Below are 24,908 nucleotides of genomic sequence, written 5' to 3' on the forward strand. Positions count from 1 at the left end.
CTCCCTCCGCTCCTTCGCTATCCGCCCTTCTACGTAGGGTTGCCGCCACATAAGCGGCGGCAACTTGGTTTAACGCATAAGTTCAGCTAATTGCTTGTTAATCGCCTCATCCGCTTCCCTCAGCGCAGTGTTGGCATCTTTGCCGCCCCCCACCTCGACAAGCTTCTTGAACATGATGTTGGCGGCATGCGAATTGTAATCCGAGTAAGGTGCCGGCTTCGCAATCGCATCAAGGAAGAAAGCCTGCAAATTTTTCCCTTTCAGTTCCGGATATTTGCTGCCGAATGCTTGCTTCGCCATTTCACTGCGAATGACCGGCACATAACCGAGAGCCGACAAGTTGCTTTGCACTTCTTCCGAAAGCATCACTTCAATGAATTGGAACGCTTCATGCTTGTGCTTGCTTGCCGGCGGGATCGCGAAGAACGGCGCATTCATCTGCGTGCCGGCTCCTTTCATACCCGTAAATTCCGGCAAGGCAGCCAGATCCCAGTTCAATCCGTTCTTCTCCGCCTCAGGCAGCATCGGCAGCAAGGTCTGCCCGGTTCGCATGGCGGTGCGCTGATCGTTCAGAAAGACTCGGCTTTCGCTGGCTCCTGGCGGGAGCACGTTCCCGGGAATACGGGCGAACATGGACATCGTCTCCATCCAATGTTTCCACCCATCGTTGTTAACGGCTGCTTTCTTGGTCTTTGGGTCGATAAAGGCGAGTCCCAGTTGATTTTTGTATGTAATGTTTTGCTCGTTGAACGTGAAGCCAAAGTACTGGATCCCGTTGTCCAGCCGGGTTACCCGTTTCGCCACTTCGTACAATTCATCCCAAGTCATGCCGTCTTTCGGATAAGGAACGGCAAATTTGTCGAAGATTCCTTTGTTGTAGTACAAAACGGCCGAGCTCGTATAAAACGGCATCAGTATAAATTCGCCCTTCTCCGAATAGGATCGGACCACATCAGCCATGCCGGGCTGCAATCGGTTCACATCAAATTTGACGGCATTCATCAATGGCGTCAGATCGGAGATCAACTGCAACTCCTTCAGTTCGCCGATCGAAGCAATGCTGCAGCATACGAGATCGGGGGATTGCCCCGACGCTAAAGCACTTTGAAACGTAATATCTTTGGAATTGATGGATACGAGTTTAATGGATAAGTGCGGGTATTTCTTCCGGATCGCTTCCTCCAAACCCATTTGATTCATAAAAGCCGGATCAAGAGTAGCAAAAATCGTCAGCGTCACCGGTTGGCTGTCGCGTCCCTTGGAAGTTGCGCTCGAGTCTCCCTGCGCATCGCCGGACGAACTCGGGCTTGATCCCGGACCCGACGAACATGCCGCCAACATAACCGACAGCATGACGAAAACGATCGCCTTGTTCCATCCACACCATTTCAATGGAAATCCCCCGTTTCGTTCCGTTTGGACGTCTGGATATGAAACTGTTGTGCTCATTCTGAACTGTTCTACAGCGCAATCCTACAAGTCGATTTCTTTAGTTAATTATTAACTAAGTGCATCACCTGCCTCCCATTTTCCCCCTATTTTCTTTGTCAACATGATCCATCCGCACTTATGCACACGATAGGCATACATGCAGTCAACAAAGCATGATCTGGTGAAGCGTCCCGTAACCTTGTAACGTTTGATTTGAACTGCCTTGTGGAAATTCCGGAAGATAGATCATTGCGAAGAGAATGCGCATCTGGTGTGTTGGTTACTTTGTATTAGTTAAATATTAATCCAATATCAGGTTAATATTTTAACTAAAGTATATGTATCTGCATCCGAAATGTCAATAAGGCGCTTTCATATTATTTGAAATGATACGGAAGAGCTCTATTGAAGAGGCGTATTTATGTGGAATAAGAGGAGAAGCATCCGTAATCTTCGTTTCACAGTTCACGGATGCTGCATGCGGAAGGTTACATCGATTTTGGAGTGGCACATGACTTTCGTACAACAAGCTGAGTGGATAACATCACTTGCGTAGGAGACTGACCGGGGTTTTCTAACAGCTCGCACAGCATTTTGGTCGATTGCCTGCCGATCGACTCCATGTTTTGCTTCACTGCAGTGATCGGAGGATTCTCATAAGGATAGGAAGGCGCATCATCATACGAAATCAAGGAAACTTGTTCGGGAACACTTTTACCGAGTGCGCGTAAATAGTTCATCGCAGCATGACCAAGCGGAACGTTAGTAGTGAAAATGGCAGTCGCGCCAAAGTCCGTCAATTCTCCCCAGCCTTCCCTATTCGGATCAAAAGGGGCGGATACGAGGAAGGTTGCGATCTCAGCCTCCTCATAATGAGGCCAATCTCTTGTCCATTGAGAAACATTGGATTCCGCCATCAGTATGGCGATGCGTCTATGACCCAGCTCGATTAAATAGTCGAGCCCCGTTCGTTTGGCATCCTGCAAATCGGTAGCGACGGTATGCAGTCTCTCCTTGCGGTCGGCGAGCGTACGGTTGCCGACAAATACCATCGGGTAGCCCTGACCCAGCAGCTTGTCAAGTCCGTAAAGGTTTTGCGTTGTGGATACGACGATAATTCCCTCAGCTCCCGAACGAATCACTTGATCATATAACGTCTCCGGGTCCACTCTTTGCTCCGTCGCCTGAATGCCCAGCATAACGACAGTTCGATCGATCCGAGCGGCTTCTTGACAAATCCCCATCAAGCCTTCCTTAAAAAAACCTTGATTCAAGCTCTGGGGATTGGAGCCTAAGTACAAGACTCCGATTGAACGGCTTCTGGCATTGGGGTCGGGTTGCAAATCGTCTCCCCTGGAAAACTTTTTATAGCCAATCTCCAACGCGGTTTTGCGGACTTTGGCTTTCATCTCATCTGAAATGCGCGGATGGTTCGATAATGCCAAAGAAACGGTAGCACTGGAAACCCCGACAATATTAGCGATATCTTGCAAAGTAGGCATAAGTTAATCTCTCCGATCCTTTTATAACTATATTTTAACCGAAATGAATTTCTCATTTCAATCGGATGGAGAGGCCCTACAACTACTTTCGTTCAGCAGATTTATTGTGTTGGAACTACCCTTTGTTAGAATGGTGGTGCCACTAACCGCTGTCGAAGCCGGACCGACTCGCCTTATCTTTTTGCTCAGTTCTCCACTGCCGGGGACTTATGCCGACCTTTTGCTTGAATAGCCGGGAAAAGTAGTGAATGCTGTTGAAGCCTGTCGCCTCGGCGATCCGCTCGATGCCCATATCCGTGTTGGCCAAATAGCTGATTGCCGCACTGAGCCGAAGACTATTCAAATATTGTATCGGCGTAACGCCCGTCTCCTGCTTAAAGGCTCTCACCAAATACGACGAATCCAGATGTACCATGACTGACAAGGAAGCTAGATTGATCGGGTCGCGATATCTCGACTCCATGTGCCTCATTAACGGTTGGATGTAATCCCGGCTCGCCTTGCCCTTCTCCTCCGCTGACGTTCTAGCTTCGGTCCGGAGATAGTTGGAAAGGAGGCGGAACGTTTTGCGAATATCGTATTTGACGATTTCTTCGTCATACAAACCGCTTTTTTGCTTGTACCCCAGGGAAACGCTCAACGCGTCCAGCGTCTGCTTCACCGGACGGAGCTCGTCCGAGCCGTAATCGGCGTTTCCCTGCAGGCGGTTCCATTGGGCGACCTGCTCGTCGCTCAATTCAACTTCGCGCTCCCCGATATCAAACTCAATATACCAGAAACTGAACGGCGTCTCGAAGCGTCCTATCATGTGCGGCGTGTTCGGCGTCAAGACGAACAGGCTTGGGGAAGGAGCCGCATACTCGCAGCCCCTCCACTCCAGAACGGCTTTCCCTTGCATGACATATAGCATTTCGAAGTAAGGGTGGATGCCCCCGCTCTTGCGAGTATAACCGGATGGAAACGTATACTGATCGAACGTTCTGATTTGCATGCGACCCCCCCGCTGTCCCGCCTACTCTACTTGCTTTTACCCTTTTCCGCTACCACCATACTATTGATTTCCTCTTCCGTCTGTTTCAAAACCGTATTGACGTCGACAGTATCGCCTAGGTAGGTTTTGAATGTATTGATAGTGATCACCTCCGCGTTGTTCCGGTATTGCGATGCACGCGGGTACGGAACCGGGTGGCTTTTGAAAATGCAAGATAACGGAGGCCAAACGTCTGCTCCGAAGCACGGATATACCGGTAAATGTAATCGCATTCAAGCTCGGTTTTGACGATCCGGCTTACTTTTCCCTCTTATTCCGCAAGCACACCGGGGTCTCCGCCACAACGTTTCGGAAACGTACATGAGAGTGATCGAATCTCTAATCCGACAAAGGAAATAGGATCTTGCCCCGATCATGGGACAAGATCCTATTTCCTTAAAATAAACGCTGCGATTTATGCGGATAATATCCGCGTGGCTCATGTTTCAAAAGTCATCCAGAAATACTTCGCGGCCTCCCTGTTCCCGGCTGCGGAAACTTGCAGTCATAAAGTTACTTCTGCGCAATCTGAATCAGGTTGCCGCTTGTATCGTCGAAGACAGCAATTGTGAGTTCGCCCATTTTTGTCGGCTCCATCGTAAACTTCACGCCGTTTTCCAATAATCGTTTGTACTCTTTATTAATATCTGCAACGCCAAACATTGTTGCCGGGATACCATCGGCAAATATTTTCTTTTGATACTCTTTGGCGGCAGGATGGTCATTCGGTTCGAGTAAAAGCTCGGTACCGTCTTGCTCATCGGGAGAAACAAGCGTTATCCACCTAAATTCTCCGACGGGAATGTCATGTTTTTTTACAAAGCCCAGCGTTTCTGTATAAAACTTCAATGCTTTGTCTTGATCTTGAACGAATACACTGGTAACGATGATTTTCATAATGTTTTGGCCTCCTTAGATTTTTGCGACTTTGGCGCTCTGCTAACAATCTGGCTCTAATCAGAAAAATCCATACCTTCGTCAGAAGTTAATAATTAAAATTACTCTATCCATCCTTTCAGCAAATTTTTGAGTGGTTCGTTGTTGAATATAACCACTCGAAATTTTCCCTTCTTTTCTGATTTGACGAGCCCCGCATCTTCCAATGCAGAAAGATGTTTAGCTATCGCCTGCCGCGTAATGGAAAGCTTGTGCTTCGTAATGAGACGCACTGTAAGTTCATACAGCGTCTGCTCGTTGCGCTCGGATAATTCGTCTAATATAAGCCGCCGAGTCGAGTCGCCAAGTGCTTTGAATATAGCGTCTTTGTCCCAATTCATATATCGAGTATAAGCAACTTCACGGTTGCTTGTCAAGTATAAGCAACTAAATAGTTGCGTGATATAGGAACCGCTTCTCGCAAAAGGTTGAATTGACATAAGGCACAAAGTTGTAAAAGTCTGATACTGCCACCCCCTCCTACTCGATTGTACAGTTCGAGTAACGAGTGTTATACTAGCCGTAATCCTGCATTCTAGACGTTAGTATCAATTTCAAATTATGAAGCAAAGGATGCGTCCCGCATGAGCGTAACAAAAAAACAAATCGCCGATCATCTCGGTATTTCCCGCACCGCCGTATCGCTTGTTCTGAACAATTCTCCATCCAGCAGCATCTCGCAAGAGACTCGAGACCGCATTCTGCAAGCCGCCAAAGAACTAGGCTACAAAGATACTACTCCACGCCATCGCCTCTGCCTCTTGCTCATCAATATGGAGGTCGACGATCCGCGTTTCATGTCACGGCTCGATGTCATTACGCGAGCTGCAGATCGGATGCAGTGCGATCTGATATTCAAATACATTCCGCAGACGAACGATTCCATAGCCCAATTAACGCACTTTTTGCATACGACCGATCTTGCAGGCATCATTGTACGGGGTATTTACACCGCAGAGACGATTCTAGCATTGGAGCAAGCGGCCGTACCGTACTTGCTGCAATCTTTCGAAGAACATATGCCGGCCCCCTCCAGCAACATGCGGCAAATTATTTACGATCAATCCCAAGTGGCTTATAAGGCGACGAAGAAATTGATCGACCTCGGTCATCGACAAATCGCACTTTTTCTCGGGAGTATTGACCTTCAAGTCCACGTAGTCACGTTGCGCGGTTACCGCCAAGCTTTGATTGATCACGGAATTACACCCGATATGGGACTGGTGCAATCTTGTAAGGAAGAAGACGGCTATGAATTGTGCCGCCGATTGCGTATTTATGAAGTGCCGTATACGGCGATTTTGTGCTGCAATACGATCGCCCAGTTCGCCGCATTGCAATGGCACAAAGATCATTCCGTAGCGGTGCCCGAACAAGTCAGCTTGCTTGGATTCGGTGCCACAAGTTTAATTACGGCGAGTACACCGGTTTTGTCCAGCGTGCGGGTTGACTCTGAAGAGATGATGCAAGCCATGATGAAACAGATCGAAGGGCTGCTCACGGAGGACCAAGCAACTACGCTGTACGTCGACAAAGTCGAATTTCTTGGCAAAGCCACCTTATATCAAACACGGAAATAAGGAATTAGTAACTATAGTTATTTTCAAGTAACGAACGACACTTTTTCATTGACAGTCCCCCTCTTCGTATTGTAATGTTACTCATGAAAGCGATTACCGATGTCTACAGTAATCGATTTCACTTCATCCAATAATGGAGGCGATCAAGATGCACAAGAGGAACATCAGTCCTGAGGGGGATATGAGACACGATCGAAGCCGACTGGAGCAACACGAATTCCCTCAGTCCGTAACAGCGGACGATTTCACTGCGAGCGAAGCACAGACTAAGACAGGAGTAAGCAGACGCAAAATGCTTACAATGCTTGGTGCGGCAGGAATGTCGCTCACCGCCGCCGGGCTGCTGCCGACCGGAGCACTAGGAGCGTCGACTGTTTCTGCGGCTGTATATGGCAACCAGGGAGGTATTCCAAATCACGGTGCCGGCAACGGCAATGGAAACGGGAATACGAGCGGCAGCGGCCCCGAGTGTGTTATCCTTATGACCATCGCACAACTGCGCAGCTACACCTCCCCTCAAACCGACGAGCAATATTATCTCACCGATCCGGGTCACGAAGGACATTTCCATTACGATCCAACGGATTCGTCTTCTCTCGACAACACGGGCACGATTCTAGTCTCTTCAAGCGGCGCTCGCTTTAAACGTAACATCGACCGGAACACGTACAACGTCACCTGGTTTGGCGCCAAAGGTAACGGCGTTACCGATGATACACCAGCTTTGCAAGCCGCAATCGATGCAATCCCTCCGGAAGGCGGAACCTTATATATTCCGCCGGCACCGGCCTTCTATACTTTGGAAACCGGCGGTTTATGGCTTAGCGATCGAAATAATATCCACATCTACTCTTCTCATGCGATGTTGAAGATCAAGGACGGCGTACCCGATATTCCGAAGCAGCAAGACAGTACCTACACCACATCCGTGGACAACTATTCGTTGCTATACTTGCAAAATTGCACGAACATGACGATAGAAGGGCTGCAGCTTAACGGCAACATCTCGAATCGGACCGCTCGGGCAGGAGGTGAAAGCTTCCAGACCTGCCTAAAAATCAAAGGCTGCACGAATGTGATTGTACGAAACTGCATCATTACGGAGGCTATGACGGATGGCATTACCGTCACCGGTATTTACCAGTTCACTCCGACACGTCAAGTGCAAGTGAGCAAGCAAATCTTGATCGATTCCTGCACGGTAACCAAATGCCGGCGCAATAACGTATCGCTCATCGCTCAAGACGGTGTTACGATGACGAATTGTCTGGTTGATCAAGCCGGGACCATCCAAGGAACACAGCCGATGGTAGGGATTGATGTGGAACCGAATCCGTCCTGGCCGCGCAGCAGCCAAAATGTCATTCTGCGAAATAACATAGTGACCCGAAGCGCAGGCAAATACGAAATTAGTTGCGGCGGTGCGGATCAGCATAATATTTTGATTGACGGCAACACCATTCACGATAGTAACGGAACGGGTCTGAACATCGAGACCGGGAAAAATCAGCCGCTCTACTCCAATGTCATCGTCGTCAATAATACGTTTACCAGAACCAAGTATGGCTTGCGAGTCGTAGGCCGAAATGTCGACTTGATCAGCAACAACTTATTCGTCGACAATGAACAGATCGGGTTATTCCTCTACAGCAGCGACGGTATGATGGTGACGGGCAACAAATTTATTCGCAACGGCGTAGCCGGCATTTTCAACAGTACGTCCGACGCCAGTTTGAAAATCCGCTCCCTCTACATTACGAACAATTGGTTTGAAGATAACGCTTCTGCCGCATTCTCCAGCCACAGCTGCTCGGTCAAGCTGTCGATGTACGACGCTTCGTCACTTGTCGTCTTCGATAACAACAAACAAATCAACACACCAACCGCATCGCCGAAAATGAAGGGCGTCCTCATCGACATCAATTGCATCGCAGTAGCAAATGGCAACGTTTCGCGTTACTTGCTGAACCCGGATCATCCGCACGATCGGTTTGACGGAGTAGGCAACCTTTCACTCAGCGTATAATCGTATCAAACAGACGTTCGCACCTTTGTAAATAGAAATCGATTACGTATAAGGAATAAGGGGATGTTTCGATATGGTCTGGAAACAAACATTTAGCACGATTGCAACACTTGGCATGTTAGGAGCCGTCTTGTCCGCTTGCGGCAACAGTGCGACACCGGAAACAGGAGCAAATAATAACTCGTCCTCTCCCCCTGTCTCCCAAAAACCGAGCGAACCGCCGGCACCGGTAAAACTGATTATGATGCAGGATGGCGCTACCATTACGAAGGATGAATTCGAAAATCTGATCGCTGCCCCTGTCAAAGCCAAATACCCGCACATCTCCATGGAATTGGTCATCAATAGCAAGGCGGATGCAGGCGTTCAAGATTTCATTGCTTCCGGCGAGTTTCCGGACCTGATCTTCAGCACGTATCCGCGCATTACGAACCACCGGGATTTGAAGACAGTCGAGGATCTGAATCCGTTAGTCGCCAAGAACAAGATGGATCTGACGAAATACGATCCCGCCGCTCTTCAAACCGCGCAAGTATACTCAGGTGACGGCAAGCTGTACGGACTTCCGTTTTCACTTAACTTTACGGCTACGTTTTACAACAAAGACATCTTTGATCGATTTGGTGTTCCTTACCCGAAAGACGGTATGACATGGGACGATGCACTGGAATCGGCAAAAAAGATATCGCGTGTTATGGACGGCGTTGAGTATAAGGGCGCTTTCATACAAGGGATCGGCGATGTATCTACACAACTGAGTCTGCCTCTCGTCGATCCGAAAACAGGCAAAGCGAATTTGGTCGCCCAAGAGGGCTGGAAAAAGCTATTCGATCTGTACAAAGCGTTTACTGACATCCCAAATAACAAAGACGCCCTTGCGGGAGCGACGTTGAACAACGGGTTTCTAAAAGATCAGACGGTGGCAATGGCGATCAGTTACGACGCTCGTATTGCTGCGTTGGAGAAATTGTATGGAACGCCGCAAGACTTTAACTGGGACCTCACCCAATTCCCGAGCTTCAAGGAAAAACCGAATACAACGGTCGCCTCGTCGGGTCATTTCCTGCTGCTGTCTTCTCTCGGCAAACATAAAGAAGAAGCATTCAAGGTTATAGAATTGCTCGGTTCATCCGACGTACAGAAATTGATTACCGACCATGGCCGCTTCACCGCACTCCGCGACCAATCGATCAAAGAAATGTACGGAAACAATATGAAATCGCTGAAAGGCAAAAATATTAAATCCGTATTTAAAAGCCAGTTTGCTGCACCGGTAGCTCCACATACAAATACAGCCTATGTATTCAAACATATCAACACTTCGCTTACTCGGGTAGTCAACGGTGAAATCGATGTCAACACGGCCATTCGCGAAGCTGAAGATGCAGCGAACAAAGAAATTGCCGAAAAATCGAGATGATCCCACGAAAGGAAGGAATTGTTCGTGCAACCCGAATCAAAGGTTAAATTGGGAGTTATTGGACTAGGCGCTAGAGGAAAAGGCTTGCTTCATAATCTGCTGGTCATGGACGACGTGGAAATACCGGCTGTATGCGATCCTTACGAGGACCGTCTGCAGCAAGCGCTGGAAATCGTAGCGGAAACGGGAAGGCCGAAGGCGGAAGGGTATTCGGACTACAAGCAGCTGCTTGCTCGCGACGACATACAAGGCGTTATTATCGCCACGACCTGGATTACACACGCCGAGATCGCTATTGCGGCTATGAAAGCCGGCAAATACGCGGGGATCGAGGTTGGCGGAGCGGCTGCCCTCGAAGAGTGCTGGGAGCTGGTCCGGACTTCGGAGCAAACCGGTGTGCCATGTATGCTGCTGGAAAACTGCTGCTACGGACGGGATGAACTTGCCGTCCTCCATATGGTCAAGCAAGGGCTGTTCGGCGAGCTGATTCACTGCCAGTGCGGCTACGAACATGACCTGCGCAGCGAAGTGGCGCTGGGCGAACAGAACCGCCGTAACCGCTATAGCAACTATTTGCACCGCAACGGCGAGCTGTATCCGATCCACGGACTCGGCCCGGTGTCCAAAGTGTTGAATATAAACCGCGGCAACCGGCTTATGACCTTGACCTCGATGTCTTCGAAAGCGCGCGGCATTCGCCAGTGGGCGACGGACAAGTTCGGGGAAACCGACCCGCTAGCCAAAAAGGAGTTCGCCCAAGGCGATATCGTCACAACGATGATCAAATGCGCCGGCGGCGAAACGATCTCGATCGTTCACGATACGACGCTTCCGCGCCCCTATTCCCGGGCGTGCCGGGTGCAAGGAACGAAAGGGCTGTGGATGGAGGACAACAACTCGATTCATATCGAGGGAAGAAGCCCTCAACACAAGTGGGAATCGTTCGACGGCTACCGCGAGGAATACGAGCATCCGATCTGGAAGCAATTTTTGCGCGACGGGGTACAAGGCGGTCACGGCGGCATGGACCATCTGGTGATCCGCGCCTTCGCCGAAAGCGTAAAAAACGGGACGGACACGCCGATCGACGTCTACGACACGGCGGTGTGGATGGCGATTACCGTGCTTTCCGAAGATTCGATTGCGCTCGGCAGCGCCCCGGTCAGCATCCCCGACTTTACGAGGGGCAAATGGATGAACCGGACTCCGGGTCCGGTGGGCCGATATAGGCTGGACCGTGTAGACGAGTCTTTGTTTAACGGTTGACCGCACTTTCCCCCATTTCTATCGAAAGGCTGTACCCGAAGCCGCCGACGGCTTAAGGCACAGCCTTTTCTTTCACTATAGCGGAAGCAGTTCCCCGATTCACATTAAGAAATCATGCCGAACGGCTTGAAGATCGCGTCATAAATCGGTACGACTTGTTGCGTTTTCGTGCAGCTTTGGCTTAATTTCAAAGAAACGCCGTTGCTCCCAACAACAGCTATAGTCGTTCCATCCGGAATTCCGTCTCCAAAAATCTTATTCCCTACCGACCAACTTTGGTTGCCCGGGCTGACTTGTATGTCATCAAGACCGGCAGTCATGCTCGCGGTTGCGGACGATAAGTGGCCGATCCCTTCCCTGACACAAACCCAGCCGACAGCTCCTGCGGAAGCCGGAACGGAGTTGTAAATCAGATCCCCTGGCAAGTGGTATTTGGAGAGGATCGGCGCCGAGTCGATCGAGGATACCTTGATGTCCAATTTCCCAAGGCTTTGCAGAACCCAGCCCCCCGCCAAGTCTGATTTATAAAATGTTGCAGTCTCGTTGTTTTTAAGAACAATAGGTCCCGCATCGCTCGGAATAACGATATTTCCGCCGCGGTCTATTATTAAATAGCCTTGTGAGCCCCAAGCCCTGACGGTGATCGACTCTCCGACGCTGAGTGTCGATATGATTGTTTTGAGAGTCGTTGCGGATGTATTCATCAGAACTTCCCTATAATTGGCAAGATTGACGGAACCGTCTGTACCGACAGCCACTTGTCGGGTTATGCCGGATGTCGCTGCAGTTGCTGCGTGAAGGTTTCCTCGCAGTTCGACGCCAAGATGATTGCTTCCGACAACAGTACGATCCACCGCCCCTACGAAATGATTATGGACAACATTGGCACTGCACCCTGCTCCAATAAAGATGCCATAGCCTCCGCCCGCGCCATCCGAGCAAGCGTTTGCAAAGTGACAGTTATTGAAGTGATTTGCCGCAGCGGCAGCCGATAGTGTTACGGCATATTTTAAATTCTCAAACCAGCAATTATAAAAGTTGATGGTGGACGACCTGTCAATCCTCACTCCATATTCGGAGCGCTGGAAGGTGCAAGTCAAAAAAGTTACAACGGACGGAGCCGTGTCTTCTTCCGGTATTCCGCTCGCGTCGAATGATCGGCTGATTTCGACGTTTGTCCCGGGAGATATCGATCCTGACGCGGGAAGGGCGTCCAGCTCGACATTGATGAACGTAACCTGGCCAAGCTGACCGATAGCCTTCAATGCACGGCTCGACGTATGGTTATCCCTGAAAACGGCCATATTGGAAAACGTCAAAAACTGATTCGCAATGTCTCCGCGCCCATTAATGGCCCTCAAATAGATGCCATTGCCGTGGAAGCCTCTAATATCCACATTATCAAAGTTGCAGTGCCAAATGCCTCCCGTATGGGCGGGAATTTGTTCCTCAACCCCGTCGAAATGCAATCCGTTTTGACCGGGATTGGCTGATCCCACACCTGCGAGTGACAGTTCCGTGATCGACATTTTTTGAACAGGACCGGGCAGTTCCATTGTTACAAAGCCTTTTTCCGTTGAGACGGCAGGCTTCAGGATTGTCTTCGTTCTCCCTGATCCCCGTATACTTACACCGGTTCTCAAGACGATTTTGCTTGCAACAAAGGTGCCTGCCGGGAAGAATAGATCCGACTTGCTTGTCAAAGCCCAGGAGAGAGCCGCATCTATCGCTTGCGAGTCATCCGTGGTCCCGTTGCCCTTGGCCCCGAACCATTTGACATTCAAGGTTGAATCGTATATTCGTTTGAATCGGGCTCCCGATGCAGTAACGAGTACGGTGCCCGTGTTGTCCGCCGAAGTCGTATCAGAAGAATCATAATAGAAGGAGCCTTCTTGTCCAATGTCGGTAACATAGTAAATTGTATGCGGAGTCAGTATGGCCAGAGATCTGAACTCGCTGATCGTTCCCGCTATGAAGTCGCAACATTCCAATGAATTCCCGTATACATCTGCGGTTACTCTTCCTTTGCCGATACTGGGAACCGATAGAGCAACGCCCGCCATTCCCATGGCGCCAATAGATAACAAAAGCTTTCTCCTGCTAATTTGGACTTCCGTTTCTGAATGTTGAACGTCCTTGTTTTCCGATTGCAGATCAGCCATTAAAGTACCTCCTCCTTCAGTTGATGTTTTTAGGCACTACGCATAACGAAATCCATTGACCTTGGTCGATTTTTCGCTTTCGCAGTTTAGCTTTACTATTACTTTGCTTTCTCTTGCGCAATCTTCTTGTTGACATCCTCCTCCAGTTCGCGGAGAGCGGTATTCAAATCCTTTGTGCCTTGCACGTAGCTTTTGAAATATTCAGGAAGCGCCTTCCGGGCGATTTCATCGTACTTGGTCGCGTCCTTCGTAGGCGCGATCTTGTTTGCGTAGAGAGCCTTAATGTTTTTGCCCGCAATGGAAGGATAATCTTTGCCGGTCGAGTTGCGGACGTCCTGGCTTTTCAAAGCCGTCAAGCGAAGAATGCCCGCTCCTTCCTTCTGCACCTCGTCCGACAACATGATTTGAATGATATCCATCGCCTGATTTTTGGATTTGCTTTGTGAAGAGATTGCAAACGTACTGGCCAAATACTGTAAACTAGTTTTGGGCGTTTCCGGGAACGATGGGAACGAAACGAGATCGAAGTTAAGCGGTTTCCCCTCCTTCTCCAGCGCCAGCAGCTGCGGAAGCATCGTCGTTCCCGCTCTCATTGCGAGCGTACGGGTTTTCGTAAAATCGTCCAGTTCTTTACCGGCTCCCGCCGTATCGTTACCCGGGATCTTGATGAATTTACCGAACGTCTCGAACATTTTTTTCCACGCATCCGTTTGAAAGGCAGCCTTGCCGGTCTTCGAATCCACAAGGGACGCGGACAATGGATTGTAGCCGAGATAGATCGAAGGCGCGAAATCGAAGCCTTTGTACTGTACGCCTCCGTCGTTGCGAGTCAACCTTCCGGCCAACTGATATACGTCGTCCCAAGTCATCCCATCTTTCGGGTAAGGTACGGCAAATTTATCAAATATATCTTTATTGTAATAGAGTGCGTAATTGCTCGTTCCCCATGGCATCGTAAGGAGCTCGCCTTTATCGGAATATTTGCGTATGCTGTCGACAAGTCCGTCGTCCAGACGGTTCAGATCCATATTATGCGACTTTACTAACGGATCGAGATTGGTCAGCAGCCCCAAATCGTTCATCTCGTGCAACCGGTTGTTCGGGAAAAACATCAGATCCGGGATATTGCCCGCTGTGACAAGCTCACTCGGGGTTGCGCCTTTGCCTTCGACAATAATGTTCAAAGTAATGTACGGCATCTGCTTCTGAACGTGGCTGACAATATATTGTTTGGCGTAATCTTCGGTCAGTCCGCCCATGACATATAAGGTTAACTTCGCGGGAGAGGTGTCCTTGACCGGCGGCTTATCGGCAGTCGGCGAGGCGCCTGGTGCAGGAAGCTTCGTATCCGCCGAGCCTCCGTTTCCACACCCGGCCAGCATCGCTCCGAGCGAGCCGAACAGGCCAATCGCAATTCCCGCTTTTTGAATAAATTTCATAACAATCTCCCCCAATTAAGATGAATAAAAAACAAGCATTTACGTCCCCCCGTGCTTTTAGGGCGATGACGCACTCCATATGCGGCCAACATACAGCCTAAGCATACCTCACGCGGGAAAGCGGTTTCAATGAATCCAAATACGGTTATTTGAACAAATCTACGATCCCGATCTTGTTGGACAGATAAGCGCAAACTGACTTATACTGCTGTGAGAATCAATAATTTATTAGGTAGACAATACGCCAATCCAATACGTTTGCAAGGGGGGAATACCCGTGATTTCACCTATAGCCGTATACTTCGAGCGATGCGAGCCCGACTGGATAGTCCCTAGAAACATTACCACAAACCATATCCTTCTTCTGGTGACCGACGGTTCCTTCACTTATACGGTGGGCGGTGACGAGCTTGAGCTGCACCGGGGTGATGTTCTCTACGTGCCTGAAGGCTTGATGCGGTCCGCCCGAGGCGGGCAGCGGGACCCTCACCACATGTATGTGGCCCACTTCCGTCTCCAGGACAACGATTACTCGATTCCTCTGCTTCAAGAACGTGAGTACCGCTATCTGCAGCCGTTCAGCGGAGATTATCTAAAAACCAGGTTCTCTTTGCTGACACAGCATTGGCTAAGAAAACCTGCTTACTACGAAACGATCTACCATAGCATTTTGCTTGAAATGCTATCCATCGTGAACGGCGAATCCGATTCCCGAAACGTCCCGACCAAATCCTATTCGATCGCCATGCAAATCCAAGACTATATTCTGAACCATTCTCGCGAAAACATTACGATCGCCGCCCTCTCACAGAACGTTCAGCGAACCCCCAACTATATCAGCACCATCTTCCGACAAGTAACGGGACAAACCATTACCCAATATATTCAGCAAATCCGGATTGCCGAAGCATGCAATATGTTGATCAATTCGCAGATGACGGTCGGAGAAATATCTGAATATTTAGGCTTTTGCGAGCAGTCGTATTTCAACAAAGTGTTCAAGAAAGTGACGGGGCTCCCTCCATCCGCGTATTTGAAAGAAAAAACGAAAATGTGGAGAGGCTGAACGAATTCGTAGAATCGTTCAAAAAGCAGTTGCTGCGTTCATTGTTCTTGCTGCGTCGTTATCCTAAGATGGGGGTAGGTGTTACGATTCCATATACATAAAGGGAGATGTCAAGTCTCATGAGTGCAGCATTTCCAAGGGCCAGATCCCGGGTCGGCGTCATCTCGGTCGGCCATGAGCCTTATTGGTCACAATTTCCGGGACTGAAGGACGAACTGATCGGAAACGGGCGCCATTTCGAGAGTATACTAGCCGCCGAGGAAGTAGAGGTCGTCACGTCCGGCTTCGTCGATACAGTCGACAAGTCGTTCGCAGCAGCACAAGATTTGAAATCCAAAGATATCGATTTTTTGTTTCTGTATTTAAGCACATACGTGACCTCTTCCACGGCGGTATCCGCGGTTCTCGCCCTGGACGTGCCGACCGTGCTCGTTGCGCTGCAGCCGAGAAAACAGCTCGATTACCGGAACACGACAACCTACCTGCAGCTGGCTAACGACAACATCTGCTCGCTGCCGGAAATCGGGGGTGTGCTCATCCGGGCCGGGAAGCCGGCTGCGGGCATAATAGTAGGCACTTTGTTCGACGACAACCGAGTACGAAACGAACTGCGCTCCTGGTGTCAAGCAGCGGGCGCACGACGAGCGTTCCGACGTGCGAAGATTGGGTATTTGGGCCATACGTACGAAGGAATGTACGATATGAACTCGGATCCGTCGGCCTTTACGTTTGCATTTGGCGCGCATGTGCAAATGCTGGAGATGTGCGATTTGGCCAAGCTCGTTAACGGGGCTACTCCGCGGGAAAGATCCGCCAAAATCGAGGAAATCCACAGCGTATTCGAGATCGCCGATCCGTTTCTCGATCCGATAACGCGTCCGATTCGAGATGAAGACTTGGAATGGGCGGCTCAGGTGGCAGTCGGTCTCGACAAGCTGATCGGCGAATTCGGACTGACCGGGCTAGCCTACTACTATCGTGGCCTGGACAACAACGAATACGAGCGTATCGGCTCCAATATGGTGCTGGGCAACTCGCTTCTGACCAGGAAAGGCATTCCGCTTGCGGGAGAAGCCGATCTGAAAACGTGTGCCGCCATGCTGATCATGGACCGTCTTGGCGCGGGCGGTTCGTTTGCCGAGCTGCATCCGTGTGATTTTACCGATAATATCGTTCTGGTCGGGCATGACGGTCCGCACGACATCCGGATCAGCGACGCCAAACCCATTATCCGCGGCCTGGATCTGTTTCATGGCAAGAGCGGTTCGGGGGTCGGCGTGGAATTCAGTATCAAAGCAGGTCCCGTTACGATTCTGAGCATCGGTCAAACCGCCGATGGCCGCTTCAAGTTGATCGCCGCGGAAGGCGAATCGATCAAAGGAGAAATTCCACAAACCGGCAATACGAATACCCGTTGCTCGATGGGCGGCACCGTTGCCGAATTCATCGAGAAGTGGTGCATGGCCGGGCCGACGCATCATTTTGCACTGGGCGTCGGGCACGTCAGTGAGAAAATCCGCAACTTCGCCAACATTATGGGCTTGGAATTGCAAATCGTGAAATAAAATTGGGGGACGAGAACGATGGAACGTGCGCAGCATGACCGAACGCTGAAGCGAGTTACACTCGAAATGGGGCTGAAACCGTTCAAAAGCCTGGAGCCTCCCGCTATCGATGAGGTGTGTGCCGAAGCAATCAGGCAATGGCTCCCGCTCGTCGGCCTTGCCGATCACGCCTCCATGCTGCTCTGGGTAGCGGATGGCAGCGAGATTTTAACATGGGACGGCCATTTGGACCGCGAGATCGAATGGGCCCGTTATATCGGCTTCTGCAATGAGGAAATGTTCAGCCATACCCAAGGAGCGAATGACCCGAAAACCGCCATTCTTTATACAGACGAGCCGGTAAGGATGACCTACCGTCACTTGCAGACGATCGTCTCCTCTTTCAAGCGGGTTGCCGCCAAACGATTCGGCATACGAATGGAGGTTGGAGCGACTTTCGACGCCGGCCCGGAATTCGCTTATTCCGACTTCAAATATAGGGACCATCCGGAAATCAACCGTGCCGAGATCAGCGGAAAGTATGTCGCGCTTAAAACCGACTATACGGTCGTCTGCAGCTGGTCGAAGCTTCGGGAGGACCGAGCGGCTTATGCCGCCTATCCGGACGGTATTCCCGAAGGAACTCCGTTCGGTGAATATCTCGGTCGCCAATGCGCCAGTTTCCTGCCTGAGATCGGCTTTGACTACATCTGGTTTTCCAACGGATTCGCCCTTTCGTATTTTCCCTGGACTTATCTGGGGGCAGGCTTCGACGGAAATGAGATGGGAACATTCGATTACCGGGAAGTATCGGGGAAGGTGCTGTCGTTCTGGGAGTTGTTCAAACGGTATTGCCCGGGCTACCGGACGGAAGTCCGCGGCACGAATTTCGGCACCGGTATGGATTTGGCCAAAGACTGCATTCCGCTTCTCGACTTGTACGAGAATCGGTACCTCGAGCTGCCGCCCCCAAATTCCCCATGGGGAGCGCTCAATTTCGACTTCGGCCTTGAAATGACGGGCTATATGTCCCGCATGTCTGTGCTCCCGGGTACCACATATCCGTACCGGTTCTATGCCAACGATACGTGGTTTTGGCAAAATCCGTGGTGGGATGTATACGACAGGGAACCACACGATATATATTGCCCGTTGATGGCCGGCCGGATGAACGGTGTCGGGGCGATCGAGCCTCCGGGTGTTGTTGAAATATTGACAATCGATACCGAACGCGGAGAGCTGAATGAGGACTGCGCTTTAGAAATCGTTCCCCATATCCGCAAAGCGCTGAAAGATTTTCCGGATCAAGCGGGCATCTTGACTTGGGTGTATCCATTCCGGGAGCTTCATGCCGCAGCGGCCGACAGGCCGGGCGGTCTCAATAACGCATTTTTTCATGATTGGTTCGTTCGAAATGCGATTAACAACGGTTTGCCGCTCAATACCGTAATCAGTTCCGATGATTTCTTCTCGGTTCGGGAAAAAGCGCCGCATAAGATGAAAGAGACGATTTTGTTCACCTCGGCCTTCTGGTTGAAGCAAGATAAAGCCGAATCTATCGTGAACTCCATCCAAAACGGCGAAAAAGTGCTGATTTACGGCCCATTGGAAGATCCGGCGCTGCTCCGGCTGTTGAACCTCCGTTTGGCCGACGGCCTCGACGGGGATATGGATCTTTTCGTTGATTTGATGCAGGATCCGTTGTCGGAGCCCGTGACTGCGCGAAAGCTTCGACACGTCTCTCTCATCTCGGCAGGATCGCTCCGGGAAACGATCGCGGATACAAGCGACGCGCATACCCGGGTTCGTGCAGTGGTAAAGCAGGGCTCCGAGGAGCGGGCGTTCGCCGTAAGCCGCAGTCTGCCTTCCTGGAACGGCGGTACGATTGGATGGATACGCGGCTCGCTGCCGTTCCAAATCGGGAATGTTACATCGCTGCCGATCCGGCAAGCCAACGAATGGACGGATGCAACCGTAATTGCGCGCTATCTGCTCCAAGATTTCGGCTATACGCTTCTGCAGGCCAAGACGGAAGATGCCTCCCCTTCTGCCCTTCTCTTTATCGGCCGCCGTGACAACGGTTTCATTTTTACAGGGTGCCGGCAAGATACGTCCGTGTTGTTGCAGTTCCGCTTTCCGGAAGGAGTGCCGGTGCTGATGGGACAAACGTCGGTTATGGGAGAAGGAGTGTCGACCTATGCGCTCGACCGCACGTTCCGTGACGAATGCCATTTGTTCGTAAACCAGAAAAATCCGAATCGGGTCGTATCCCGCGTCAATCAACCGTTTCCGACGCCTAAAAAGCGAGCCATTCGGAATATTACGGTATCCGGACTGCAAGACGCCGTATTGACGATTTACCCTCCGCTTGAAGCGCTCGAAGCGGACCGGGTCGAAGTTTTACACAACAATAAGGTCTATCTCGACCTGACTGACAAACGCCATGGCAATAAGCTAATATTGTCCGGCATTACCGGTCGCGTCGACATTTCATGGTAGCGTATAGGTACGAACATTCTCGGGGAGCGTATCGATTGACGCGCTCCCACCTCCAGACGGCAATAAATTCCCCGCCGCGATCAATAAGATAATCCTCTGCAAATAGGGCAGCAGCTTCTGGAGAATGCTAGGCTGCGAGCCTCTTCCTCTTGTCTCTAAGGTAACCGAAACACAGCGAGGTCCAGGATGCCGCTGTCGCTTTCCGTTTGCCATAAGTTCATTTCGTTTCCTGTGATCGTCGTAATCGCATAAATGGAAGCCAGGTTTCGGTAATAAAAGCTATACAGCTTTCCCTAATGAAGAATAAGCTGTCCTCCGACTGGCTTGATACCGTCCGGTGCAAACCTGTACTGTTTGCGTAGCTGTGTATGTAAAACAAACTTGACAACGAATCCGGTTTTAATTACATTGTGTATAGTTTAGTTTACATCTTCGGAAACAATAAGGAGGTCAAAATGTCCTATCAAGAAAAAAAAGTTTTTGTTTCCATCATCAGCAGTATTCTCATCTTCACCCTCTACACGTTATACGCGATAAAAAATGCCGAGGAAGGCAGCATCACATCGGCTAGCGACTTCAGCTTTTGGGGTTCCTTCATTCTGGTGCTGCTCCCGGTGTCGATTGTAGCTAAAATTATCATTCATATCGGGTTTGTCATCTTCAATAAAATCGCCACGAATGAAGATGGACCTTCTTTTGAGGATGAGTTTGATAAGATCATCGAGTTGAAGGCAGACCGGATTTCGCTTTATGTGTTTTTCTTCGGTTTTCTACTATCCATGGTTCCGCTCGTTACGGATCTTCCAACTTACTTAACATTTCTCTTGTTAATCTTTTTCGGTTTTTTATCCGATTTAATGGGACGTATCGCTCAATTATACTTTTATAGAAAAGGAGTTTAGCATGGGTAAGGATGCGATCAGCAATCATATACGGAATCTTCGCTTTCATCATAACGAGATGACCCAGCAGCAATTAGCAGATTTGGCCGGAGTCACCAGACAAACGATTGTTGCGATCGAGAAGGGGAATTACTCACCTTCATTGGAGTTGGCTTTTCGCATCGCGCGTGTTTTCGGAAAGTCCATCGAAGAAGTCTTTCAATATGAGGATAAGCAATAAAACATGGATAAAAACTCCCGCGAACATCCGCCAATTATTGGAGGTTGATTGGACTGAGGAAGAGTACAAATTCAGGCAGAAGGTCTGCAGTAATTACCGGAGTGTTATTAATAGCCGGGTTGATTACAGGAATATTTAGTGTTGTTCCTGTTATTGATGGAGCAGACTACCTTGTCATGGCTTCTACAAATGAAAATCAAGTACTAACAGGAGCGTTTTTCCAGTTACTAATGGTTGTTGCATATGTCGGGATTCCTATTATGATGTATCCGATTATAAATAAGCATAATAAAGGTTTAGCTCTCGGATCTGTTGCTTTCGGCATCATTGCGGGCGTGTTCATTATGATTGGCGTAATCCTTCTTCTGCTGCTATTGACATTAAGCCACGAATTTGCAAAAGTTGGAACTCTGAATGCATCGTCCTTTCAGACCCTGGGTGGATTGTTGCGGGACGGACGTGATTTGGTAAACCATGTGGCAACGACATTGGCATTTGTTATAGCTATGTTCTTGTTTAACTGCATCTTTTACCAAACAAAATTAGTTCCACGTTGGTTGTCCGTTTCGGGTCTTATTGGGTCTACATTGTCCATACTGGCAAGCTTATTCTTTATGATTCGCTTCATCGGACTGGATGCAACCTACATGATGTTGAACATTCCAATAGCCTTTCAACAATTGGTTTTGGCTGTATGGCTAATCATGAAAGGATTCGACCGGGCGGAGGTGTAACTGAAATGAATAAATCCGAAAGGTTTTGGGACAAAACAGCAAGTAAATATGATCAATTAGAGATGAAGGATGAACAGACTTACATCAATATCATAAATAGAACGAAAACGCATCTCAAAATTAGCGACATTGTTTTGGATTACGGCTGCGGGACTGGATGGATATCCAATGATATTGCAGAATTTGTGAAAGGGATTCATGCGATTGATATATCTTCAAATATGATAGGAATTGCTGAAAAAAAGGCAAAAGAGCGCAACATTGCAAATATAAATTATGCTCATTCGACCATTTTTGATGAAAGGTATAAGGAATGCTCATTTGACGTCATCCTAGTCTTTCATGTTCTGCATTTGTTGGAAGATGAACATATCGTTCTACAAAGAATGAATGAACTGTTGAAACCAGGAGGATTATTGATTTCTGCGACACCGTGCGTGGGAGAAAAAATATTTCTAAGAAACTTGTTCTTCTTCGCAGGCAGAGTTGGTCTAGTGCCGAGAATAAGAGCATTTAAAATACGCAATTTAGTCGATACAATTGAGGAAGGGAATTTTTCGATCGTCGAAACGGATTGCTTGAAGAAATGCTCTCAGGAATATTTCATTGTTGCAAGAAAGATTTAGGTTACAACTTCGCAATTAGAAACGGAACGCCGTCCCAGTCCGGTATCGATATCGAGCCGGACACGGGGACGGCAGTCGAGCGCATCATGATTGCCGACTGCCTGTTCGTAAACAATACGGGCGGCAATCTAATTCTGAACGGGATGAACAGGCCGATCAAGGGAGTTGCGTTGTAAACGAGCCGTTTCATCGGTCAAGCCGATAGCGCCGAACGGCTCCCAGACGCCGGGACTCCCTCCGGATACGCATACCCATCCGAGTACGCCGGGAGCCGACGGCAAAGCATTGTACACAATCGAGCCTCGTACCCAATCGCCCGCGGCTGGTACGGCATTGGCCCAACTGACCGTTGTGCCTTTCGCAAGCACCTCCGGGGAGCGCGCTTTCGCTAACCGTTCGGGCGAACCGACGGGCGAGCCGTTTCCGTCGAACACATTGCCCGGCATAATACGCACATCGGAACCCACCGCAGCCGCGTCGATTTGGACGGCGAATCGTTCGGCGTCGAATTGATTGCCGTCGACGGTCATTTTCGCAACGACGGCGCCGATCAAACAACTGTAGTCCGTATGGATGAAGGCGTTCGACGTAACCATATGCCCCCCGGTTGCCGAGTCTCCGACAAAACGAACGGCGCCGTACGAAGAATACACGTCTTTGATGACGTTTCCGCTGAACAGCACGCGTTCGCAATTCCAGAACGACAGCTCGATGGAACGCGCCGCTTCGATATGGTTATGACAAATAATCGGCGCGAACGCATTGGCTATGTACCAGCCGGAGCTCCCTGTTCCGAAATCTTTGTTTCCTTGGATTTTCAGCCCTTTCACGATTTTCGAGACGGAAAACATTCTCGCGCTTCCGACCGATCCGTAATAGACGTTATCGGTGATGATCACGTCTTCCGTGTTGCCGACATCGTTGGAGTTGCAGCGAAAGAAGAAGCTGGACCTTCCCTTGTTTCCGCTAATGGTGATGCGTCTGTTTTTGAACCCGTCATTAGGACAGAGGGAATTGATAAATAGACCTTCCGAATAAAAAACGTTCCCTTCGATCCAAACGTCCTCGACGATGTCCGAACCGGACGTCGTCTTGTTCGGCTCAAGATCGATGCAGCTCGAACGCCCGACCGGACGCGACTGCGGGCAGCTGACGCCAAAGCGGGCGATCCGCAAGCGAAGCGATGCCCTCGCCCTCATGGATGACGAACAAATCATCGCAGCCGCCCACATAGTCGGTCAATCGCGCCATGCCGATCTCCTTTTCAATCTGCTCGCCGCTGTCGATCAATCGCCGCACCCGCGCACAGCAGCGACAGCAGCCATGCAGCAGACCGTCCTTTTCTCTCTCCACTCCGCATAAAACGCCTTTCAACTGTGAGAATGATTATCACTAGAGTTCATTATAGGGAAGGCGCGCAGCGGAACAATGGACAGAATGGCGGAAAAAAGGCGTTTTTTCGCGCCTCTGCGTCAAATTGTACATCTTAGGGACTCGATTAACACAGCAATCGGAAAGAAATTTATGATCAAACCTTGTGTTAAAATAAAAATGATTGTACTACTATGGATTGAAAAAGGAGGAACTAGGATGAATGTCATCACCCCGCATCTGTGGTTCGACAAGGAGGCGATAGAAGCCGCGGAGTTCTATTGCTCTGTATTCCCGGATTCAAAAATCACGAGTACGACGACCTTGCACAACACACCCTCAGGTGATTGCGATCTCATTTCGTTCAACGTCTGGGGACTTCCGTTTATGGCCATATCTGCAGGCCCGTTCTTTAAGTGCAATCCTTCAATCTCGTTTATGGCAAATTTCGATCCGTCCCGGGATATGGACGCGGAAGAAAAGATAGACGAGGTGTGGAGCAAATTGTCCGAAGGCGGCATCGTGCTTATGCCGCTTGATAAGTATCCGTTCAGCGAACGCTATGGCTGGGTCCAGGACAAGTACGGTGTCTCCTGGCAGCTCATTCTGACGAATCCGGACGGGGAGCCGCGGCCTACGATTGTCCCCTCCTTGATGTTCGTGGGCGACAATTGCGGCAAGGCGGAAGAGGCACGCGAGTTCTATCTTTCGATCTTCCGCAATGCCAAGCCCGGCTCCATCTTCCGATATGGCCGCGGCCAGGAGCCGGACAAAGAAGGGACGGTTATGTTCACCGACTTTATGCTGGAAAACACCTGGTTTGCGGCCATGGACAGTGCTTTGGAGCACCCGTTCAACTTTAACGAGGCGATTTCCATAATGGTCTGTTGTGAGACGCAGGATGAAATCGACTACTACTGGGAAAAGCTTTCCGCCGTCCCCCAGGCCGAGCAGTGTGGCTGGCTTAAGGACAAATTCGGGGTCTCGTGGCAAATCTCCCCCGTCGCACTGAACGAGATGATGGCCGAGGGCACGCCGGAACAACTCGATCGCCTCACGCAGTCGTTCTTAAAGATGAAAAAGTTTAACCTTGCGGAATTGCACAAAGCCTTTCAAGGGTGATTAGACGATTGGAGGAGCCTCAGCCCAACAAG

General features: G+C 49.8%; 22 protein-coding genes. 13 read left to right on the plus strand and 9 right to left on the minus strand.

Annotated features, from left to right (window positions below; all coding sequences use genetic code 11):
• Window positions 1-69 precede the first annotated feature (69 nt).
• The 3 genes from FE783_RS16215 to FE783_RS16225 all read right to left on the minus strand — a co-directional run bounded on the left by FE783_RS16215 (window position 70) and on the right by FE783_RS16225 (window position 3,924).
• The gene (locus tag FE783_RS16215; protein ID WP_158301841.1) at window positions 70-1,392 is read right to left on the minus strand and encodes an ABC transporter substrate-binding protein; all 1,323 of its coding nucleotides are present in this window, start codon (window positions 1,390-1,392) and stop codon (window positions 70-72) included.
• A gap of 527 nt (window positions 1,393-1,919) precedes the next feature.
• Window positions 1,920-2,933 (minus strand): LacI family DNA-binding transcriptional regulator, encoded by a 1,014-nt coding sequence (locus FE783_RS16220; protein WP_138880429.1) that lies wholly within the window; start codon window positions 2,931-2,933, stop codon window positions 1,920-1,922.
• Window positions 2,934-3,075: 142 nt separating this feature from the next.
• Window positions 3,076-3,924, minus strand: coding sequence for an AraC family transcriptional regulator (locus tag FE783_RS16225; protein WP_138880430.1), 849 nt, complete (start codon window positions 3,922-3,924; stop codon window positions 3,076-3,078).
• A gap of 214 nt (window positions 3,925-4,138) precedes the next feature.
• Here FE783_RS16225 and FE783_RS38995 point away from each other — a divergent pair, with 214 nt between their 5' ends.
• On the plus strand, window positions 4,139-4,288 hold the full coding sequence (locus FE783_RS38995; protein WP_138880616.1) for a helix-turn-helix domain-containing protein: 150 nt from the start codon (window positions 4,139-4,141) through the stop codon (window positions 4,286-4,288).
• Window positions 4,289-4,476: 188 nt separating this feature from the next.
• On the opposite strand, the gene FE783_RS16235 is transcribed toward FE783_RS38995, so the two are convergent.
• Together FE783_RS16235 and FE783_RS16240 are read right to left on the minus strand one after the other, a co-directional pair.
• Window positions 4,477-4,860: a VOC family protein gene (locus tag FE783_RS16235; protein WP_138880431.1), complete on the minus strand. Its 384-nt coding sequence runs from the start codon at window positions 4,858-4,860 to the stop codon at window positions 4,477-4,479.
• A gap of 101 nt (window positions 4,861-4,961) precedes the next feature.
• On the minus strand, window positions 4,962-5,240 hold the full coding sequence (locus FE783_RS16240) for an ArsR/SmtB family transcription factor (RefSeq protein ID WP_138880617.1): 279 nt from the start codon (window positions 5,238-5,240) through the stop codon (window positions 4,962-4,964).
• 243 nt (window positions 5,241-5,483) lie between these two features.
• Here FE783_RS16240 and FE783_RS16245 point away from each other — a divergent pair, with 243 nt between their 5' ends.
• The 4 genes from FE783_RS16245 (at window position 5,484) to FE783_RS16260 (ending at window position 11,191) form a co-directional block, all read left to right on the plus strand.
• Entirely contained in the window at window positions 5,484-6,479 is a 996-nt protein-coding gene (locus FE783_RS16245) for a LacI family DNA-binding transcriptional regulator (RefSeq protein ID WP_138880432.1), read from the plus strand.
• A 292-nt stretch (window positions 6,480-6,771) separates the two neighbouring features.
• A complete protein-coding gene (locus tag FE783_RS16250; RefSeq protein WP_202916203.1) occupies window positions 6,772-8,505 on the plus strand; it encodes a right-handed parallel beta-helix repeat-containing protein in 1,734 nt (577 codons plus the stop codon).
• 73 nt (window positions 8,506-8,578) lie between these two features.
• Window positions 8,579-9,925 (plus strand): ABC transporter substrate-binding protein, encoded by a 1,347-nt coding sequence (locus FE783_RS16255; RefSeq protein WP_138880434.1) that lies wholly within the window; start codon window positions 8,579-8,581, stop codon window positions 9,923-9,925.
• Between the two features lie 24 nt (window positions 9,926-9,949).
• The gene (locus FE783_RS16260) at window positions 9,950-11,191 is read left to right on the plus strand and encodes a Gfo/Idh/MocA family protein (RefSeq protein WP_274381449.1); all 1,242 of its coding nucleotides are present in this window, start codon (window positions 9,950-9,952) and stop codon (window positions 11,189-11,191) included.
• A gap of 104 nt (window positions 11,192-11,295) precedes the next feature.
• Here FE783_RS16260 and FE783_RS16265 read toward each other — a convergent pair whose 3' ends face one another.
• Together FE783_RS16265 and FE783_RS16270 are read right to left on the minus strand one after the other, a co-directional pair.
• A complete protein-coding gene (locus FE783_RS16265) occupies window positions 11,296-13,353 on the minus strand; it encodes a right-handed parallel beta-helix repeat-containing protein (protein WP_138880436.1) in 2,058 nt (685 codons plus the stop codon).
• Window positions 13,354-13,451: 98 nt separating this feature from the next.
• Complete coding sequence (locus FE783_RS16270; protein ID WP_138880437.1) at window positions 13,452-14,792, minus strand: ABC transporter substrate-binding protein; 1,341 nt, start codon at window positions 14,790-14,792, stop codon at window positions 13,452-13,454.
• 277 nt (window positions 14,793-15,069) lie between these two features.
• Between FE783_RS16270 and FE783_RS16275 the strand changes: the two genes are divergently transcribed.
• From FE783_RS16275 to FE783_RS16305, 7 genes are all read left to right on the plus strand, one after another.
• Window positions 15,070-15,858, plus strand: coding sequence for a helix-turn-helix domain-containing protein (locus FE783_RS16275; RefSeq protein ID WP_138880438.1), 789 nt, complete (start codon window positions 15,070-15,072; stop codon window positions 15,856-15,858).
• 119 nt (window positions 15,859-15,977) lie between these two features.
• A complete protein-coding gene (locus FE783_RS16280) occupies window positions 15,978-17,423 on the plus strand; it encodes an L-fucose/L-arabinose isomerase family protein (RefSeq protein ID WP_138880439.1) in 1,446 nt (481 codons plus the stop codon).
• An 18-nt stretch (window positions 17,424-17,441) separates the two neighbouring features.
• Window positions 17,442-19,901 (plus strand): hypothetical protein, encoded by a 2,460-nt coding sequence (locus FE783_RS16285; protein ID WP_138880440.1) that lies wholly within the window; start codon window positions 17,442-17,444, stop codon window positions 19,899-19,901.
• Between the two features lie 455 nt (window positions 19,902-20,356).
• Window positions 20,357-20,803, plus strand: coding sequence for a hypothetical protein (locus FE783_RS16290; RefSeq protein WP_138880441.1), 447 nt, complete (start codon window positions 20,357-20,359; stop codon window positions 20,801-20,803).
• 1 nt (window position 20,804) lies between these two features.
• The gene (locus FE783_RS16295) at window positions 20,805-21,023 is read left to right on the plus strand and encodes a helix-turn-helix transcriptional regulator (RefSeq protein ID WP_138880442.1); all 219 of its coding nucleotides are present in this window, start codon (window positions 20,805-20,807) and stop codon (window positions 21,021-21,023) included.
• A 44-nt stretch (window positions 21,024-21,067) separates the two neighbouring features.
• On the plus strand, window positions 21,068-21,757 hold the full coding sequence (locus tag FE783_RS16300; RefSeq protein ID WP_238403106.1) for a DUF4386 domain-containing protein: 690 nt from the start codon (window positions 21,068-21,070) through the stop codon (window positions 21,755-21,757).
• A gap of 5 nt (window positions 21,758-21,762) precedes the next feature.
• On the plus strand, window positions 21,763-22,383 hold the full coding sequence (locus FE783_RS16305; protein ID WP_158301843.1) for a class I SAM-dependent methyltransferase: 621 nt from the start codon (window positions 21,763-21,765) through the stop codon (window positions 22,381-22,383).
• Window positions 22,384-22,511: 128 nt separating this feature from the next.
• Here the strand turns inward: FE783_RS16305 and FE783_RS16310 are convergent, their stop codons facing one another.
• Window positions 22,512-23,558, minus strand: a complete 1,047-nt coding sequence (locus FE783_RS16310; protein WP_158301844.1) for a hypothetical protein — start codon at window positions 23,556-23,558, stop codon at window positions 22,512-22,514.
• Window positions 23,485-23,736 (minus strand): hypothetical protein, encoded by a 252-nt coding sequence (locus FE783_RS16315; protein ID WP_138880445.1) that lies wholly within the window; start codon window positions 23,734-23,736, stop codon window positions 23,485-23,487. Before FE783_RS16315 ends, FE783_RS16310 begins: the two co-directional genes overlap by 74 nt.
• A 237-nt stretch (window positions 23,737-23,973) precedes the next feature.
• On the opposite strand from FE783_RS16315, the gene FE783_RS16320 reads away from it, so the two are divergent.
• Window positions 23,974-24,876 carry a VOC family protein gene (locus tag FE783_RS16320; RefSeq protein WP_138880446.1) on the plus strand — a complete coding sequence of 301 codons (903 nt, stop codon included), beginning with the start codon at window positions 23,974-23,976 and terminating at the stop codon, window positions 24,874-24,876.
• Window positions 24,877-24,908 lie beyond the last annotated feature (32 nt).

Source organism: Paenibacillus mesophilus (assembly GCF_005938385.1).
Classification (GTDB): Bacteria; Bacillota; Bacilli; order Paenibacillales; family NBRC-103111; genus Paenibacillus_AB; species Paenibacillus_AB mesophilus.

Bases quoted from the DNA above. Each gene is read 5' to 3' on its own strand.
- FE783_RS16250 (WP_202916203.1), top strand. From the start codon at position 6,772: ATGCTTACAATGCTTGGTGCGGCAGGAATGTCGCTCACCGCCGCCGGG.
- FE783_RS16285 (WP_138880440.1), top strand. From the start codon at position 17,442: ATGGAACGTGCGCAGCATGACCGAACGCTGAAGCGAGTTACACTCGAA.
- FE783_RS16265 (WP_138880436.1), bottom strand. From the start codon at position 13,353: ATGGCTGATCTGCAATCGGAAAACAAGGACGTTCAACATTCAGAAACG.
- FE783_RS16295 (WP_138880442.1), top strand. From the start codon at position 20,805: ATGGGTAAGGATGCGATCAGCAATCATATACGGAATCTTCGCTTTCAT.
- FE783_RS16235 (WP_138880431.1), bottom strand. From the start codon at position 4,860: ATGAAAATCATCGTTACCAGTGTATTCGTTCAAGATCAAGACAAAGCA.
- FE783_RS16225 (WP_138880430.1), bottom strand. From the start codon at position 3,924: ATGCAAATCAGAACGTTCGATCAGTATACGTTTCCATCCGGTTATACT.
- FE783_RS16220 (WP_138880429.1), bottom strand. From the start codon at position 2,933: ATGCCTACTTTGCAAGATATCGCTAATATTGTCGGGGTTTCCAGTGCT.
- FE783_RS16240 (WP_138880617.1), bottom strand. From the start codon at position 5,240: ATGAATTGGGACAAAGACGCTATATTCAAAGCACTTGGCGACTCGACT.
- FE783_RS16280 (WP_138880439.1), top strand. From the start codon at position 15,978: ATGAGTGCAGCATTTCCAAGGGCCAGATCCCGGGTCGGCGTCATCTCG.
- FE783_RS16245 (WP_138880432.1), top strand. From the start codon at position 5,484: ATGAGCGTAACAAAAAAACAAATCGCCGATCATCTCGGTATTTCCCGC.
- FE783_RS16320 (WP_138880446.1), top strand. From the start codon at position 23,974: ATGAATGTCATCACCCCGCATCTGTGGTTCGACAAGGAGGCGATAGAA.
- FE783_RS16255 (WP_138880434.1), top strand. From the start codon at position 8,579: ATGGTCTGGAAACAAACATTTAGCACGATTGCAACACTTGGCATGTTA.
- FE783_RS16290 (WP_138880441.1), top strand. From the start codon at position 20,357: ATGTCCTATCAAGAAAAAAAAGTTTTTGTTTCCATCATCAGCAGTATT.
- FE783_RS16305 (WP_158301843.1), top strand. From the start codon at position 21,763: ATGAATAAATCCGAAAGGTTTTGGGACAAAACAGCAAGTAAATATGAT.
- FE783_RS16270 (WP_138880437.1), bottom strand. From the start codon at position 14,792: ATGAAATTTATTCAAAAAGCGGGAATTGCGATTGGCCTGTTCGGCTCG.